General features: G+C 70.3%; 15 protein-coding genes. 12 read left to right on the forward strand and 3 right to left on the reverse strand.

All coding sequences use genetic code 11. From position 1 onward, the window contains the following. Nucleotides 1–2: 2 nt before the first annotated feature. Nucleotides 3–1,985 (reverse strand): MMPL family transporter, encoded by a 1,983-nt coding sequence (locus tag BN977_RS20385; protein ID WP_036401033.1) that lies wholly within the window; start codon nt 1,983–1,985, stop codon nt 3–5. Between the two features lie 50 nt (nt 1,986–2,035). Here BN977_RS20385 and BN977_RS20390 point away from each other — a divergent pair, with 50 nt between their 5' ends. Further along, complete coding sequence (locus BN977_RS20390; RefSeq protein ID WP_024451646.1) at nt 2,036–2,506, forward strand: MarR family winged helix-turn-helix transcriptional regulator; 471 nt, start codon at nt 2,036–2,038, stop codon at nt 2,504–2,506. On the opposite strand, the gene BN977_RS20395 is transcribed toward BN977_RS20390, so the two are convergent. Beyond that, nucleotides 2,493–4,088, reverse strand: a complete 1,596-nt coding sequence (locus tag BN977_RS20395; protein WP_036401036.1) for a Na+/H+ antiporter — start codon at nt 4,086–4,088, stop codon at nt 2,493–2,495. The genes BN977_RS20390 and BN977_RS20395 overlap by 14 nt on opposite strands. Nucleotides 4,089–4,133: 45 nt before the next feature. Here BN977_RS20395 and BN977_RS20400 point away from each other — a divergent pair, with 45 nt between their 5' ends. The 11 genes from BN977_RS20400 to alr all read left to right on the forward strand — a co-directional run bounded on the left by BN977_RS20400 (nt 4,134) and on the right by alr (nt 14,360). Then, nucleotides 4,134–4,463, forward strand: coding sequence for a UBP-type zinc finger domain-containing protein (locus BN977_RS20400; protein ID WP_024451648.1), 330 nt, complete (start codon nt 4,134–4,136; stop codon nt 4,461–4,463). A 23-nt stretch (nt 4,464–4,486) separates the two neighbouring features. After that, a complete protein-coding gene (purT, locus tag BN977_RS20405; protein ID WP_024451649.1) occupies nt 4,487–5,722 on the forward strand; it encodes a formate-dependent phosphoribosylglycinamide formyltransferase in 1,236 nt (411 codons plus the stop codon). Continuing rightward, complete coding sequence (locus tag BN977_RS20410; RefSeq protein ID WP_109762469.1) at nt 5,719–6,156, forward strand: Rv0361 family membrane protein; 438 nt, start codon at nt 5,719–5,721, stop codon at nt 6,154–6,156. The genes purT and BN977_RS20410 overlap by 4 nt, the downstream gene beginning before the upstream one ends. A 52-nt stretch (nt 6,157–6,208) precedes the next feature. Further along, nucleotides 6,209–6,640, forward strand: a complete 432-nt coding sequence (locus BN977_RS20415; protein ID WP_036401042.1) for a rhodanese-like domain-containing protein — start codon at nt 6,209–6,211, stop codon at nt 6,638–6,640. An 8-nt stretch (nt 6,641–6,648) separates the two neighbouring features. Next, entirely contained in the window at nt 6,649–7,866 is a 1,218-nt protein-coding gene (locus BN977_RS20420; RefSeq protein WP_036401044.1) for an O-succinylhomoserine sulfhydrylase, read from the forward strand. A 3-nt stretch (nt 7,867–7,869) separates the two neighbouring features. Beyond that, on the forward strand, nt 7,870–8,280 hold the full coding sequence (locus tag BN977_RS20425; protein WP_024451653.1) for a hypothetical protein: 411 nt from the start codon (nt 7,870–7,872) through the stop codon (nt 8,278–8,280). 12 nt (nt 8,281–8,292) lie between these two features. Further along, nucleotides 8,293–9,687, forward strand: a complete 1,395-nt coding sequence (locus tag BN977_RS20430; protein WP_036401047.1) for an FGGY-family carbohydrate kinase — start codon at nt 8,293–8,295, stop codon at nt 9,685–9,687. A gap of 11 nt (nt 9,688–9,698) precedes the next feature. Beyond that, on the forward strand, nt 9,699–10,613 hold the full coding sequence (locus BN977_RS20435) for a LysR family transcriptional regulator (RefSeq protein WP_036404028.1): 915 nt from the start codon (nt 9,699–9,701) through the stop codon (nt 10,611–10,613). A 150-nt stretch (nt 10,614–10,763) separates the two neighbouring features. Then, a complete protein-coding gene (locus BN977_RS20440) occupies nt 10,764–12,221 on the forward strand; it encodes an APC family permease (RefSeq protein WP_234709648.1) in 1,458 nt (485 codons plus the stop codon). 13 nt (nt 12,222–12,234) lie between these two features. Continuing rightward, the gene (locus BN977_RS20445) at nt 12,235–13,251 is read left to right on the forward strand and encodes an aminotransferase class IV (RefSeq protein ID WP_051561748.1); all 1,017 of its coding nucleotides are present in this window, start codon (nt 12,235–12,237) and stop codon (nt 13,249–13,251) included. Continuing rightward, nucleotides 13,245–14,360: an alanine racemase gene (gene alr / locus BN977_RS20450; protein WP_036401049.1), complete on the forward strand. Its 1,116-nt coding sequence runs from the start codon at nt 13,245–13,247 to the stop codon at nt 14,358–14,360. The genes BN977_RS20445 and alr overlap by 7 nt, the downstream gene beginning before the upstream one ends. Here the strand turns inward: alr and BN977_RS20455 are convergent. After that, nucleotides 14,327–15,190, reverse strand: a complete 864-nt coding sequence (locus BN977_RS20455) for an SDR family oxidoreductase (RefSeq protein ID WP_036401051.1) — start codon at nt 15,188–15,190, stop codon at nt 14,327–14,329. The two genes, alr and BN977_RS20455, sit on opposite strands and share 34 nt — an antisense overlap. Between the last annotated feature and the right edge of the window lie 9 nt (nt 15,191–15,199).

The raw sequence follows: 15,199 nt of genomic DNA on the forward strand, positions 1-15,199 counted from the left end.
CGTTAACGGTCGGCGTGCAGCCCGGGCCACCAGATGCGAGGGCCGACCAGGGTGAACAGCGCCGGGATGATCACCGTGCGCACCACGAAGGTGTCCAGCAGGATGCCGAGTCCGACGATGATGCCCAGCTGGGTCAGCACGATCAGCGGCAGCACCCCGAGCACACAGAACACCGCCGCCAACACGATGCCCGCGCTGGTGATCACCGCCCCGGTGGCCGACACCGCCCGCACGATGCCGGCCCGGTTACCGAACGCCGGCGTCTCCTCACGGGCCCGGGTCACCAGGAAGATGGTGTAGTCGACACCGAGGGCCACCAGGAACAGGAACGCGAACAGCGGGGTGGCGTTGTCCAGCGCCGGAAATCCGAACAGGTGCACGCTGGCCCAGCCGCCCAGGCCGAGGGCGGCCAGCGCGCTGAGCACCGTCACCGCGACCAGCAGCAGCGGGGCGAGCGCCGACCGCAGCAAGGCGAACAGCACCGCCAGCACGACGGCGAGGATCGCCGGGATCACCACCAGCCGGTCGCGGTGGGCGGCCGCGGCGGCGTCGCGGGCCTGCGCGTCCGAGCCGCCCACCACCGCGGCGTCGTCCGCCCGGTGCACCGAATCACGAAGGGCGTCAACGATGGTGAAGGCCTTCTTCGACGCCGGCTCGGCGTCGAGCACCACCGACCACTGCGTCACCCCGGTCGGCGACTGGCCCGCCGGGGCGGCCGACGTCACGCCCGGGGTGTCGGTGATGGCGCGCTGCACCGCCTCGGCGGACGCGGTCGGGGCGATGACCCGGGTCGGATCGGTCAGCCCGCTGGGGAAGTGCGCGGCCAGGGTCCGATACCCGGCCACCGACTCGGCCTGCACCCGGAACTGCTCGGTCTGCGACAACCCGACGGGCGTGGCGAACAGCCCGGCGCACAGCACCGCCAGGCCGGTCAGGGCCGTCGCCGCGACCGCGGCGGGCCGGCGGGCCACCCCCGCGGCGATCCGGTGCCAGAATCCGCTCTCGGTGAGCGGTTCGGCCGCCGCCCCGGCCCGCGGGATGAAGGGCCAGAACAGTCGCCGCCCGCACGCGCCGAGCAGCGGCGGCAGCACCAGCAGTACGAACACCGCGGCCACCACCAGACCGGAGGCCGCCTGCACGCCGAGGCTGCGATTGCTCGGGGCCGAGGCGAACACCAGCATCAGCAGGGCCAACACCACGGTGGCATTGCTGGCCAGGATCGCGGGCGCGCAGGCGCGCAGCGCCACCCGCAGGGCGTCGTGGTGGTCGGCGCGCACGTGCAGTTCCTCGCGGTAACGCGAGATCAACAGCAGCGCATAGTTCGTTCCCGCGCCGAACACCAACACGCTGGTGATCCCGCCCGTCGATCCGTCCGGGCTCAGCCCGAGCCCGGCGGCCACCGCGGTGCCGAGCACGCCGCCCACCCGGTCGGCGACCGCGATGACCAGCAGCGGCACCAGCCACAGCACGGGGGAGCGGTAGGTCAGGATGAGCAGCAGCGCCACCACCGCCGCCGTCACCGCGAGCAGCGTGATGTTGGCCCCGGCAAAGGAATTGGCGATATCGGCGCCGAACGCCGGCCCGCCGGTGACCTGGGCGCGCAGGCCGTCGGGCAGCTTCGCGGTCACTGCGGTGCGCAGGTCGCGCACCGCGTCGTCGAGGGCGAAACCGGACAGGTCCGCCGACAACGGGGCCACCGCGACCGCCGCCGCCCCGTCCGCGGAGACGCGGGCCCCGGGGCCGGCGGCCGCGACGTCGGCGTCGGTCAGCCGGCCGCCGTCGGTGCGGGTCACCACGATGATGGCCGGAACCTGTTCGCCGCCAGGGAAATCCGCGCGCAGCGCGTCGGCGCGGGCCGATTCGGCCGACGCCGGGACCGACACCGGTGATCGCGACCCGGAATCGCCGGACCCCAGCAGCGCCATCAGCGCCCCGGAGATCAGCACCACGACCACGGCCAGCGCCCAGGAGATACGTCGGGACATGCCTCAAATATTTCAGATACTTAAATTTTAATCAACTGTAAGATGCCGGCATGCCCGCATCCGACCGGCCCGCCCTCGAGGCGCAGATCTCCGCCGATGTGCGGGCGCTGACGGCGGAGTCCGAACAGATCGGGCGGACGTTCGCAGGGCAGAACAATCTGGGCGCCAACGACTTTCAGGCCTTACTGCACGTGATGGTCGCCGAGTCTGCCGGAACCCCACTGACCGCGGGAGAGCTGCGCAAGCTGCTGGGCACGTCCGGGGCGGCCATCACCTACCTGGTGGAACGGATGATCGCCTCGGGGCACCTGCGCCGCGACACCGATCCGGCCGACCGCCGCAAGGTCATCCTGCGTTACGACGACCACGGCCTGGCGGTGGCCAGGAAGTTCTTCACCCCGTTGGCCCGGCTCACCGGGCAGGCGCTGGCCGACCTGCCCGACGCGGATCTGGAAGCGGCGCACCGCGTTTTCACCGCGCTCACCGGCGCCATGGCGCAGTTTCGGGCTAGCGCCGATTGAGGGTGGCCTCTTCCAGGTCCAGCCCGCGCAGCACCGACCGCAGCACCTCGTCGTCGATGTTGCCGGCGTCGCGCTCGGCGATGAACGTCGCGCGTTCGGCGGCCAGCATCTCCAACCGCAACCGGCGGAACGCCGAGGCGGGGCTCTCCCCGAGTTCCTCCTCGCTGCGGCCCAGGCGCTCCCACGCCGCGTTGCGGCGGGCGGTGTTCCACTTCTGCAGCACCGCCGCGGCGCCGTCGCGCAGGGCGGTGCCGCTGGCGCGCTGTTCCTCCAGTAGTTCGTCGAGCCGCTCGGCCGCCGCCCGGGCGGCCTTGTCCTGGGCGGCGGCCTCGGCGAGCGCGTCCTGCTGGGCGTCGTCACCGCGCACGCAGAAGTGCCGGATCACCCACGGCAGGGTCAGGCCGTGCAACAGCAGCGTGCCGACCACCACCACGAAGGTGAGGAACACCAGTTGGGGGCGGCCCGGGAAGGCATCGCCGCTGAGCGTGGTCAGCGGGACACCGAACGCCGCCGCCAGTGACACCACGCCGCGCATGCCGGCCCATGCCAGCACGAAGACCTCCGCCGGACCCGGCCGCGGCTCGTTCTCCCTGACCCGTTTGATCAGCAGCCGCGGGGTGTAGGCGAACACGAACACCCACACGATGCGCACCACGATCACCGTCGCCAGCACCGCCACCGAGGACACCGCGATGGTCAGGAACGGGATACCGGTCAGCTCGTGCACCACCTCCGGCAGTTGCAGGCCGATCATCAGGAAGGCAAAGGATTCCAGGATGAGCTGCAACGCCTTCCACACCGCGTCGTCCTGCAGCCGGGTGGCATAGCCGGCCCGGGTCGAATGCTGGCCCAGGATCAGCGCGGCCACCACCACCGCCAGCACCCCGGAGCCGTGGATCTCCTCGGCGATCAGGTAGATCACGAACGGGGCGATCAGCCCGATGGCGCTCTCCACCAGCGGGTCGTCCAGCCGGTACCGGATGAAGGCGATCAACCAGCCGACCGCCAGGCCGACCACCAGGCCGCCGGCCACCGCCAACCCGAAGGTGGCCAACCCGGTGCGCCACGACGCCGACGCGCCGATCGCCGCCGCCAGCGCCACCTTGTAGGCGGTCAGCGCGGTGGCGTCGTTGAGCAGGCTCTCGCCGCCCAGCAGCGTCATGATCTGGCGCGGCAGCCCGAGCCGGCGGCCGACGGCCGTGGCCGACACCGCATCCGGCGGGGCCACGATGGCGCCCAGCGTCAGCGCCGCCGCGACCGTCAACTCGGGCACCGTGTGGAACGCGACGAACCCGACGGCCAGCGTCGTCGCCAGTGGCAGGCCCACCGCCAGCAACCCGATCGGGCGGATGTGCTGACGCATGGTGACGTAGCTGCTCTCCAAGCCCGCCGACCACAACAGCGGCGGCAGGATGACATTGAGCACCAGTTCCGGGTCCAGCTCCACCGCGCCGAATCCCGGGATCGCGCTCGCGGCCAGCCCGACCACCACCAGGGCCAGCGGTGCCGAGACGTCCAAACGACGGCTGACCCCCGCCAGCAGCACCGCGGCCGCCAGCACCGCGAGCAGTGTGCCCCCCATAGCGGTTGTCTCCTCTTTGATCGTCCGTCCGTATCCTTGATCAATATGCTGAGGAGATCACGCCGGCGCGAATCCGGAGCCGCCGGGGCCTCGGCACCGTCGGCCCCGGCCACCTGCGAACACCTCCAGGCCGCGGTGGACATCGTCGAACCCGAACCCCTGACGCCGGGGCGCTGCCAGGAGTGCGAGGCCGACGGCGAGAACGCCTGGGCGCACCTGCGGATGTGCCTCACCTGTGGGCACGTCGGATGCTGCGATTCCAGCCCGCACCAGCACGCGTCGGCGCACTTCAGGGAGACCGGCCATGCGGTGATGCGCTCGGCCGAGCCCGGTGAATCGTGGCGGTGGTGTTACGTCGACATCCGGTTGGGCTGACGATCTGGCAGGCTGGGTTGGCGATGACTGAGGACGCGAAGGACCCGACCGGCGCGGACGGTATGCGCAACATTGCCGCGCCCGTCGTGATGCTGCTCGGCTCCGGTGAGATGAGTCGTGAACTGACGCTGGCCTTTCAACGGCTGGGTGCCGTCGTGGTCGCGGTGGACCGGTACGCCGACGCCCCCGCGCACCAGGTCGCCGACCGCGCGGTCGTGGTCAAGATGAACGATCCCGAGGCGCTGACCGCGGTGATCGACAAGGAGCAGCCCCATTTCGTGGTCGTCGAATCCGGTGTGGTCGCCACCGATGTGCTGACCGGGCTGAGCGAACGCATCGAGGTCTTCCCGACACCGCACGCCACCCGGCTCAGCCTCGATCGCGAGGGCCTGCGCCGGCTGGCCGCCGACGAGCTTGGCCTGCCCACCGCCCCGTTCTGGTTCGCCGGGTCGGCCGCGGAATTGGCCACGATCGCCGAGCACGCCGGGTTCCCACTGACCGTCACCCCGGTCGAGGGTGCGCCCGGCGACGGCGTCTCGGTGCTGCTGCGGGCCGAGGACGTCGAACCGGCCTGGAACCGTGCGGTGGCCGCCGGGCGCATCACCCACACCCGGGTGATGGCCGAGACCGTCGTCGACGTCGACGACGAGGTGACGCTGCTGACCGTGCGCACCGCCGGGCCGACCGGTCCAGTGGTGCATTTCTGCGAGGCCATCGGGCACCGCGCCGCCGAGGACGGCACCCTGGCCACCTGGCAGCCGCACCGGCTGTCGCCGGCCGCGCTCGACGCGGCCAAGTCGATCGCCGCCCGCATCGTCAACTCGCTGGGCGGGCGCGGCATCTTCGCGGTGGAACTGCTGGTCCGGGGTGACGAGGTGTACTTCTCCACGGTACGGCCCCGCCCCGACGACGCCGGCCTGGTCACCGTGCGCAGCCAGCGGCTGTCCCAGTTCGAACTGCACGCCCGGGCCGTGCTGGGGCTGTCGGTGGACACCATCATGGTCTCGCCCGGCGCGGCCGAGGTGTCCTACGGCAGCGCCGAGACGCGCACCGAACCGGTGAGCGTGCCGGATGTACTGACGGTGCTCTCCGAGGCGCTGGAGGTCGCCGAGAGCGATGTCCGCCTGTTCGACCGGCTCGACGAGTCCGACGGCCGGTACCGGCTGGGTGCCACCCTGGCGACGGCGCCCGACGTCACCGTGGCCAGGGACCGTGCGCAGCGCACCTCGGTGGTGCTGCGTAAGCTCTGGCAGTCGTGACCGATCAGGACGCGCCCGCCGACCGGCCGACCCCCGCGCCGTTCCTGGGTGCCCTGGTCATCATCGTCATTGTGATCACCGCGATTTTTGTGTTCAACCGCAACAGCGGCGGTGGCGACCCGGAACTCATCGGCCGCGCCGTGTCCGGCCAGAACGACGCGCTGCAGCGGCAGAACTATCAGGACTTCCTCACCTACACCTGCGCCGGCCAACACGGCACCCAGGACGAGGTCCTTGCCAGGCAACGCGATTCGGCGGCCAAGCGCGGGGAACGGTATGTCGACGGTGTCGGCAACGTGGTGGTGGACGGCGATCACGCCACCGCCAAGGTGACCTACCACTTCAAGAACGACGAGGACACCAAGGTGGGCGCCGATCTGTCGTTCGTCAAGGAGGACGGCACCTGGAAGGTGTGCTCGGCCGGACCGGCCTGATCCGGCCAACCCTTCGCACCGTCGCACAGCCGCCGCTACTACGGTATGAGACGTGTCCACACCAGAAGGCCAGCGCTACGCCGGAGACATCACGCCGCAGCAAGCGTGGGAACTCCTCGTCGAGGATCCCAGCGCCGTCCTGGTCGACTGTCGCACCGAGGCCGAATGGCGGTTCGTCGGGGTGCCCGACCTGACCGAGTTGCGGCGGGACGTGGTGTACGTCGAGTGGAACCGGACCGACGGCACCCACAACGACGCATTCGTCGAGAACCTCACCGAGGCCGGCGTCGTTCCCGGCGAACGGCCGGTGATCTTCCTGTGCCGGTCCGGGAACCGCTCGATCGGCGCGGCCATCGCGGCCACCGAGGCCGGTATCGGACCGTCCTACAACGTGCTCGACGGATTCGAGGGCAACCTCGACGAGAACGGCCACCGCGGTGGCACGGGCTGGAAAGCGGTCGGACTTGCCTGGAAACAGAGTTAGGGACTCATATGAGTGAAGTGCCATCCGTGCCATCCGTCCGGGTCCCGGCCCCGCTGCCGGACGGGGTCAGCCAGGCCACCATCGGGGTGCGCGGCGGGCTGTTGCGCTCCGGTTTCGAGGAGACCGCCGAGGCGCTGTACCTGACCTCGGGCTACGTCTACGAGTCGGCCGCCGATGCCGAGAGGGCGTTCACCGGCGAGATCGACCGGTACGTGTACTCGCGCTACGGCAACCCGACCATCTCGATGTTCGAGGAGCGGCTGCGGCTCATCGAGGACGCCCCCGCGGCGTTCGCCACCGCCACCGGCATGGCGGCGGTGTTCACCGCGCTGGGTGCGCTGCTCGGCGCGGGGGACCGGCTGGTTGCCGCCCGCAGCCTGTTCGGCTCGTGCTTCGTGGTGTGCAACGAGATCCTGCCGCGCTGGGGTGTGGAGACCGTCTTCGTCGACGGCGACGACCTGTCGCAGTGGGAGCAGGCACTGTCGAAACCCACCCAGGCCGTGTTCTTCGAGACCCCGTCCAACCCGATGCAGTCGCTGGTCGACATCGCCGCCGTCTCCGAGCTGGCGCATGCCGCCGGCGCGAAGGTGGTGCTGGACAACGTGTTCGCCACCCCGCTGCTGCAGCAGGGCCTGCCGCTGGGCGCCGACGTGGTGGTGTATTCGGGCACCAAGCACATCGACGGCCAGGGCCGGGTGCTGGGCGGGGCCATCCTGGGCGACAAGGAGTACATCGACGGCCCGGTGCAGAAGCTGATGCGCCACACCGGCCCGGCGATCAGCGCGTTCAACGCCTGGACGCTGCTCAAAGGCCTTGAGACACTGGCGGTCCGGGTGGACTACGCGAACCGGTCCGCGCAGCGGGTGGCCGAGTTCCTGGAGGGGCACAAGGGCGTGAACTGGGTGAAATACCCGTTCCTGGAATCCCATCCGCAGTTCGACCTGGCCAAGCGGCAGATGCGCGGCGGTGGCACCGTGGTCACCTTCGACGTCGACGGCGGCAAGGAGCGGGCCTTCGAGGTCCTGGACAAGTTGGCGGTCATCGACATCTCCAACAACCTCGGTGACGCCAAATCGCTGATCACGCACCCGGCCACCACCACGCACCGCGCGATGGGCCCGGAGGGCCGGGCCGCGATCGGACTGGGCGACGGCGTGGTGCGCATCTCCGTCGGCCTGGAAGGCACCGAGGACCTGATCGCCGATCTGGACCGGGCGCTGGGCTGACCCGTGTCGCGCGGATCCGATCAGAAGAAGGCCCGGCGCAAGAAGCGGCAGGCCGGCCGCAACGCCAACTGGGTCCCCGAGGCGGTGATGGAACAGCTGTCGGCCATCGAGGACGCCGTCGTCGCCGACCTGGCCGCCTTCGACGAACGAATCACCGAGCGCGGCTGGACCTTCGACGAGGAGGAATCCGGCGAGGACTACGCCGTCTGGTTCTACGAGCCGTCCGGCGCCCAGGTCGCCGACGGCCTGCCGGTGACCTCGCTGTGGCTGGATGCGGCCGAGGACGGCGAAGTCGTGCGGGTGGTGCTGGTCGGCACCGCCGAACAGCACTCCTTCAGCCACGACGAGCTGTTCGAGCGGCTCGATGTCATCGAGACCTACCGCAACGGTGACCCGGTGCCGCAGTTCGGCTAGGGTCTGCATTCCATGACCCTCGTCGCGGGAATCGACTCCTCCACGCAGTCCTGCAAGGTGCTCATCTGTGACGCGGACACCGGCGCCGTCGCGCGCGAGGGCCGGGCCCGCCATCCCGACGGCACCGAAATCGATCCGGCGGCATGGGAATCGGCGGCATCGGCGGCCATCGAGCAGGCCGGCGGCCTGGGTGATGTCGCCGCCGTCTCGGTCGGCGCGCAACAGCACGGCATGGTGTGCCTGGACGACCGCGGCCAGGTGGTGCGCCCGGCGCTGCTGTGGAACGACACCCGCTCGGCCGGGGCGGCCGCGGATCTGGTGACCGAGCTCGGCGGGCCGGGCGCCTGGGCCGAGGCGGTCGGGGTGGTCCCGCTGGCCGCCATCACCGTGGCCAAGCTGCGCTGGCTGGCCGACCACGAACCGGCCGCCGCCGACCGCACGGCCGCGGTCTGCCTGCCGCACGACTGGCTGAGCTGGCGGCTGCGCGGGGCGACCGCTCTGGACGACATCGCCACCGACCGCAGTGATGCCAGTGGCACCGGCTATTTCGACGCCGCCGGCGACCGCTACCGCACCGATCTGCTGGAGCTCGCGCTGCGCGGCCGGACACCGGCGCTGCCGCAGGTGCTGTCCCCCGGGGCGGCCATCAGCGGCGCCGGCCCGGCGTTCGGGGCCGGGCTGGGTGACAATGCCGCGGCCGCACTGGGATTGGGTGTCGAGGACGGCGACGTCGTCGTCTCGATCGGCACCTCGGGCGTGGTGTCGGCCAGCACGTCGATACCGGCGCGGGACAGCGGCGGTTTCGTCGCCGGTTTCGCCGACGGCACGGGCCGGCACCTGCCGCTGGTGTGCACCCTCAACGGGGCCCGGGTGCTGGACGCCGCGGCCGAGCTGCTGCGCGTCGACCACGACGAGTTGTCCCGGCTGGCGTGCTCGGCCCCGGCCGGCAGCGAGGGCCTGGTGATGGTGCCGTACCTGGAAGGCGAGCGCACCCCGAACCGGCCGGAGGCCACCGGTGCCGTGCACGGGCTGCGGGTCGGCAACGCCACCGCCGCCAATCTGGCGCGGGCCGCGGTGGAGGGGCTGCTGTGCGCGCTGGCCGACGGGCTGGACCACCTCACCGCGATGGGGGTGCCCGCACGGCGGGTGTTGCTCGTCGGCGGTGGCGCCAAGTCCCTGGCGCTGCGCGAGATCGCGCCCACGGTGTTCGGTGTCCCCGTGCATGTTCCGGAGCCGGCCGAATACGTCGCGGTGGGTGCGGCGCGGCAGGCCGCCTGGGCGCACAGCGCCGCGGCGGCCCCGCCGGTGTGGGCGTCGCCGCCCGCCCAGCGGTTCGAGGCCGCCCCCGAACCCGCGGTCCGGGCCCGCTACGCCGAGGTCCGCGACCTGACCGAGGGCATGCACTGACGTTGCCGGATGTGACGCTGCGGCAACTCCGCTACTTCGCCGTCCTGGGCGAGGAGCTGAATTACCGCCGCGCCGCCGAGCGGCTGTTCATCACCCAGCCGGCGCTGTCCACCGCGATCAAAGCGCTGGAACAGGCGTTCGGGGTGGTGTTGTTGCGGCGCAACACCCGGGAGGTGGCGCTCACCGACCTGGGCGCGGCCTGGCTGCCGCAGGTGCAGCAGGCGCTGGCCGGGGTGGACGCGGTGGTGGACAACCTGGTGACGCTCTCGGGTACCCGGCAGGGCCGGCTGCGGCTCGGGTATCTGATCGGGACCGGCGCCGACCTGTTGTTCCGCATCGTGCGGCATTTCGAGGCGGCCTACCCCGATGTCAGCGTCGAACCGATCGAGTTCGACTTCGCCGACCCGACCGCCGGGCTGGCCTCCGGCGCCACCGAGGTCGCGTTGATCCGCCCGCCGGTGGACCTGCCCGAGCACCGGATGCTGATCCTGGATTCCGAATCCTGGGTGGCGTGCCTGCCCCGGGATCATCCGCTGGCCGGGCGGCGTGAGGTGCGGATCGCCGAGCTGCTCGACGACCCGATCGTGTGCGCGCCGCTGACCGCCGGCCCGTGGCGCGACTACTGGCTGGCGATGGACGTGCGCGGGAATCGGCCGCCGACCATCGCCGCGGTGGCGGCCACCTACGAGGCCGAGACCACCTCGATCGCCAGGGGCCTGGGCATCAGCTTCACGACGTCGTCGGTGGCGCGGTTCTACGACCGGCCCGGCATCGTCTACGTGCCGATCGTGGACCGGCCGCCCAGCCATGTCGCGTTGGCGTGGCAGCCGGGTGCGCTCAGCCCGCAGGCCGACGCCCTGATCCGGCACGTCCAGCAGCAGTGGAGTTTCGGGGACGGCGACGACATCCGACCCGACCTGCAGTGATAAATCTTCTTTATCACTAGATCAAAAGATGGAACTTCCGGTGACCGGCCGGTGGCGTTTTCCTTACAGCAGTCGTTCCCCGACTTCACCTGACCTGGAGTGATCATGACGGATGCGCTTGCTTCACCACCCCACTCGCCTCATTCATCCATGAACGCCGAAGACGCCAAGCTCGCCGAGCTCGGCTACACGCAGAAACTGGACCGCTCGGTCGGCACGCTGGCCTCGTTCGCCATCGGATTCGCCACCATCAGCGCCACCACCGCGGTGTTCACCGGTTTCGGCGCCGGCTACTTCACCGCCGGCGCACCCTTCGTGTGGACGCTGCTGCTCGCCGGCGCGGTGTTCGCGCTGTGGGCGTTCATCGCCGCCGACCTGACCGCCAAGCTGCCGTTGGCGGGCTATTCGTATCAGTGGATCAGCCGGATCAACGGCCCCAACCTGGCCTGGTTCACCGGGTTCATCGCGCTGATGGGCTGGGTGTGCGGCATGACCGGCGTCGGCTTCATCCTGTCCGGCTACCTCGGCGGGCTGTTCGGCTGGAGCATGAGCCAGAGCGCGCAGATCCTGCTGGCCATCGCCGTTGTGTTCGTCTGCGTGCTGATCAACATCTACGGCGTCCGGTTCGCCACCATGGTCAACAACATCGGCGTCAGCCTGGAACTGGTCATCACCGTCGGGGCCACCCTGCTGGTGGCCGTCATCGCCTTCTCCGCGCCGGAGAACCACCAGCCCATCTCGGTGCTGTTCACCGGCGGCGAGTCCGGCGACAAGGACTCCTACCTGCTGGCCTGGCTGGCCGCCGCGCTCGGCCCGTTCTTCGGCCTGATCGGCGTCGAGTCGGGGGCCGACGTCGCCGAGGAGACCAAGAACGCCCGGCACGTGGTGCCCAAGACGATGTTCTACGCACTGGTCACCTCGATCGTCATCGAGCTGGGCATGTACATCGTGTACGTGCTGGCCATCCGCGACACCGACGCGGTCGCCGCGAACTCGGCCGCGCCGATCGAGGAGATCATCAACCAGCAGGCCGGCCCCGTGGTCACGAAAATCGTTGTGGCCGTCGCCCTGACCAATATCCTGGCCTGCCTGCTGGCCAACATCCTGGTGGCCACCCGGCTGACCTACTCGATGGCCCGGGACAACATGCTGCCGTTCTCGAACCTCTGGCGGCACGTCTCGCCCAAGAGCAAGACCCCGACGTATGCGGTGCTCGGCCTGGGCTGCCTGTCGGCGCTGCTGCTGTGCTCGGCGCTGGTCAACGAGCAGGCCTTCAACTACATCATCGGCATCGCCTCGCTGCTGTTCTTCTTCGTCTACATCCTGCAGACCATCGGCCTGCTGATCGGCTACAAGCGGGGAACCATTCCGGTGGGCGAGCCCGGCACCTTCGACCTGGGCCGCTGGCGGCTGCCGCTGTACGTCACCGCGCTGGTGGTGTTCCTCGCCGTGGCCGTGGCCCTGCTCTTCCTCCCGCAGTTCACCAACAACAAGTGGGTGTTCCTCGGCATCGTCGCCCTCGCCGCCGTGTGGTGGGGCACCGGGCTCAAGTCGCGGCTGGCCCGCGGCGACGCCGGCGCCGAGTACGCCAAGACCCATTCAGCCTGAAAGGAATTCAGAGATGACGCTCGCAGACGCAGGAACCTCCAATCTGGTCGCCGTGGAACCCGGCGCCATCCGGGAGGACACCCCGCCCGGATCGGTGATCCAGTACAGCGATTACGAACTGGACACCTCCAGCCCGTTCGCCGGCGGCGTGGCCTGGATTGAGGGCGAGTACCTGCCCGCCGAAGAGGCCAAGATCTCCATCTTCGACACCGGCTTCGGGCACTCGGACCTGACCTACACCGTCGCTCACGTGTGGCACGGCAACATCTTCCGGCTCGGCGATCACCTGGACCGGCTGCTCGACGGTGCCGCCAAACTGCGCCTGGACGCCGGCTACTCCAAGGACGAGCTCGCCGAGATCACCAAGAAGTGCGTGAGCCTGTCCCAGCTGCGGGAGTCGTTCGTCAACCTGACCATCACCCGTGGTTACGGAAAACGCAAGGGCGAGAAGGATCTCACCAAGCTCACCCATCAGGTGTACATCTACGCCATCCCGTACCTGTGGGCGTTCCCGCCGGCCGAGCAGATCTTCGGTACCACCGCCGTCGTGCCGCGCCACGTCCGGCGGGCCGGGCGCAACACCGTCGACCCGACCATCAAGAACTACCAGTGGGGTGACCTCACCGCCGCCAGCTTCGAGGCCAAAGACCGCGGTGCGCGCACCGCGATCCTGCTGGACGCCGACAACTGCGTGGCCGAGGGGCCGGGATTCAACGTCTGCATCGTCAAGGACGGCAAGCTGGCCTCCCCGTCGCGAAACGCGTTGCCGGGCATCACCCGTAAGACGGTGTTCGAGCTGGCCGACCAGATGGGCATCGAGGCCACCCTGCGCGATGTCACCAGCCACGAGCTCTACGACGCCGACGAACTGATGGCCGTCACCACCGCCGGTGGGGTCACCCCGATCAACTCGCTGGACGGCGAACCGATCGGCGACGGCACGCCCGGCCCGGTGACGGTGGCCATCCGGGACCGGTTCTGGGCGTTGATGGACGAGCCGGGACCGCTGATCGAAGCGATCGAATACTGAGTCCGGAGGCGGTCGTCGACCTGGGGGCCATCGCGCACAACGTCGGCGTGCTGCGCGAGCGGTCCGGCGCCGAGGTGATCGCGGTGGTCAAGGCCGACGGCTACGGACACGGGGCGGTCGAGGTGTCCCGGGCCGCGCTGGCGGCCGGGGCCACCGAACTCGGCGTCGCCACCGTGGGTGAGGCGCTCGCGTTGCGGGCGGCCGGCGTCACCGCCCCGGTGATCGCCTGGCTGCACACGCCCTCGACCGATTTCGCGGCGGCCCTCGCCGCCGACGTCGAGGTGGTGGTGTCCACGCCGGCCCAGCTGGCGGCGGTCGTCGCCGCGGCGCACCGGCTGGGCCGCACCGCGACGGTCGGGGTCAAGGTCGACACCGGCCTGGCCCGCAGCGGGGTGTCCGAACGGGAGTGGCCCGAGGTCTGCGCGCTGCTCAAGGATGATGCGGTCCAGTTGCGGACGGTGATGTGCCACCTGGCCCGCGGGGACGAACCGGGGCATCCGCTCAACGCCGCCCAGGCGGCCGGCCTGGACGCTGCGGTGGCCGACCTGCACCGGGCCGGTCTGCCACCGCAGCGGGTGCACATCGCCAATTCGGCTGCCGCGCTGACGGATCGGAGCCTGTGCCGGGACGTGGTGCGCACCGGGATCGCGCTGTACGGCCGCAGCCCGGTGCCCGGGCTCGGCGATTTCGGGCTGACCCCGGCCATGACGCTGACCGCCGAGGTGGCCCTGGTCAAGAGAATCGCTGCGGGACAGGGCGTTTCGTACAACCACACCTGGGTGGCCCCGCGCGACACCGTCGTCGCGGTGCTGGCCTGCGGCTATGCCGACGGGGTGCCGAGGGCGCTGAGCAACCGGCTGCCGGTGCACATCGACGGCCGGCGTTTCGCGGGCGTCGGGCGGATCTGCATGGATCAGCTGGTGGTAGACCTCGGCCACGACGGCGGTGGCGTGGCCGAGGGGGATCGGGCGGTGCTGTTCGGCGGTGCCGGGGCGAGCGCCGGTGACTGGGCGGACGCCACCGGCACCATCGACTACGAGATCCTCACCGGGATCGGCGGGCGCACCCAGCGGCGTTACGTGGATCCGCCGGACTCGATGACACCCTGAGCGGCCCGGGCGCGGTCCTCGTAGGCCTTGCGCTTGGCCTTGTCGAACTCCAGGAACACGTTGTCCAGGCCGAGCGCCTTGTTCATCGCGCGACGGGCCTTGGGCGGCAGCATCTGCGCGGCCTGCGCGGTGAACCGCAACGCCGGCGGCACCGACACGTGGGTCTTCGGCTTGTTCAGGGTCTTGACGATGGCAGCCGCGATGTCTTCCGGTTCCACCGGTTTGATGGCGCCGCCGGATTTGGTGCCCGAGATCAGTTCGGTGTTGGTGAAGGGCGGCATGATCACCGAGACGTTCACACCGTAGGGGGCCATCTCGTCGGCCAGCGCGGTGGACAGTCCGACGACGGCGTACTTGGCACCGACATAGACCACCTGGCCGGGCAGCGGTATCAGGCCGGACAGTGAGGCGATGTTGATGACGTGGCCGCGGCGGCGCTTGACCATGTCCGGCAGGGCCAGCTGACAGCCGGTGAGCACGCCGTAGACGTTGACCTCGAGTGAGGACCGGATCGACTGCTCGGTCTCGTCCAGGAACGGGCCCACCGGCATCACGCCGGCGTTGTTGATCAGGACGTCGATGTGCCCGCCGCCGTCGGTGCGGGCCTTGTCGAGGAAGGTCGCGAAGGATTCCCGGTCGGTGACGTCGAGGGGGTAGCCGGAGACCTGGCCGAGTTTGGTCAGTTCGACGACGGCCGATTCTTGCAGGGCGACGTCACGGTCGCCGATCACGACGCGGGCACCGCGGCGCAGCAGCTCCTTGGCGGTGGCATAACCGATCCCGCGAGCGGCGCCGGTGATCGCGATGGTCCTGCCCCTGATGTTGTCCATGGCGGCGAA

The organism is Mycolicibacterium cosmeticum, from assembly GCF_000613185.1.
In the GTDB taxonomy this organism is placed as follows: Bacteria; Actinomycetota; Actinomycetes; order Mycobacteriales; family Mycobacteriaceae; genus Mycobacterium; species Mycobacterium cosmeticum.

Excerpts from the sequence above, each read along its gene's own strand:
- BN977_RS20455 (WP_036401051.1), bottom strand. The coding sequence starts at position 15,190 with ATGGACAACATCAGGGGCAGGACCATCGCGATCACCGGCGCCGCTCGC.
- purT (WP_024451649.1), top strand. The coding sequence starts at position 4,487 with ATGACTGAGGACGCGAAGGACCCGACCGGCGCGGACGGTATGCGCAAC.
- BN977_RS20440 (WP_234709648.1), top strand. The coding sequence starts at position 10,764 with ATGAACGCCGAAGACGCCAAGCTCGCCGAGCTCGGCTACACGCAGAAA.
- BN977_RS20390 (WP_024451646.1), top strand. The coding sequence starts at position 2,036 with ATGCCCGCATCCGACCGGCCCGCCCTCGAGGCGCAGATCTCCGCCGAT.
- BN977_RS20430 (WP_036401047.1), top strand. The coding sequence starts at position 8,293 with ATGACCCTCGTCGCGGGAATCGACTCCTCCACGCAGTCCTGCAAGGTG.
- BN977_RS20395 (WP_036401036.1), bottom strand. The coding sequence starts at position 4,088 with ATGGGGGGCACACTGCTCGCGGTGCTGGCGGCCGCGGTGCTGCTGGCG.
- BN977_RS20420 (WP_036401044.1), top strand. The coding sequence starts at position 6,649 with ATGAGTGAAGTGCCATCCGTGCCATCCGTCCGGGTCCCGGCCCCGCTG.
- BN977_RS20400 (WP_024451648.1), top strand. The coding sequence starts at position 4,134 with ATGCTGAGGAGATCACGCCGGCGCGAATCCGGAGCCGCCGGGGCCTCG.
- BN977_RS20385 (WP_036401033.1), bottom strand. The coding sequence starts at position 1,985 with ATGTCCCGACGTATCTCCTGGGCGCTGGCCGTGGTCGTGGTGCTGATC.
- BN977_RS20445 (WP_051561748.1), top strand. The coding sequence starts at position 12,235 with ATGACGCTCGCAGACGCAGGAACCTCCAATCTGGTCGCCGTGGAACCC.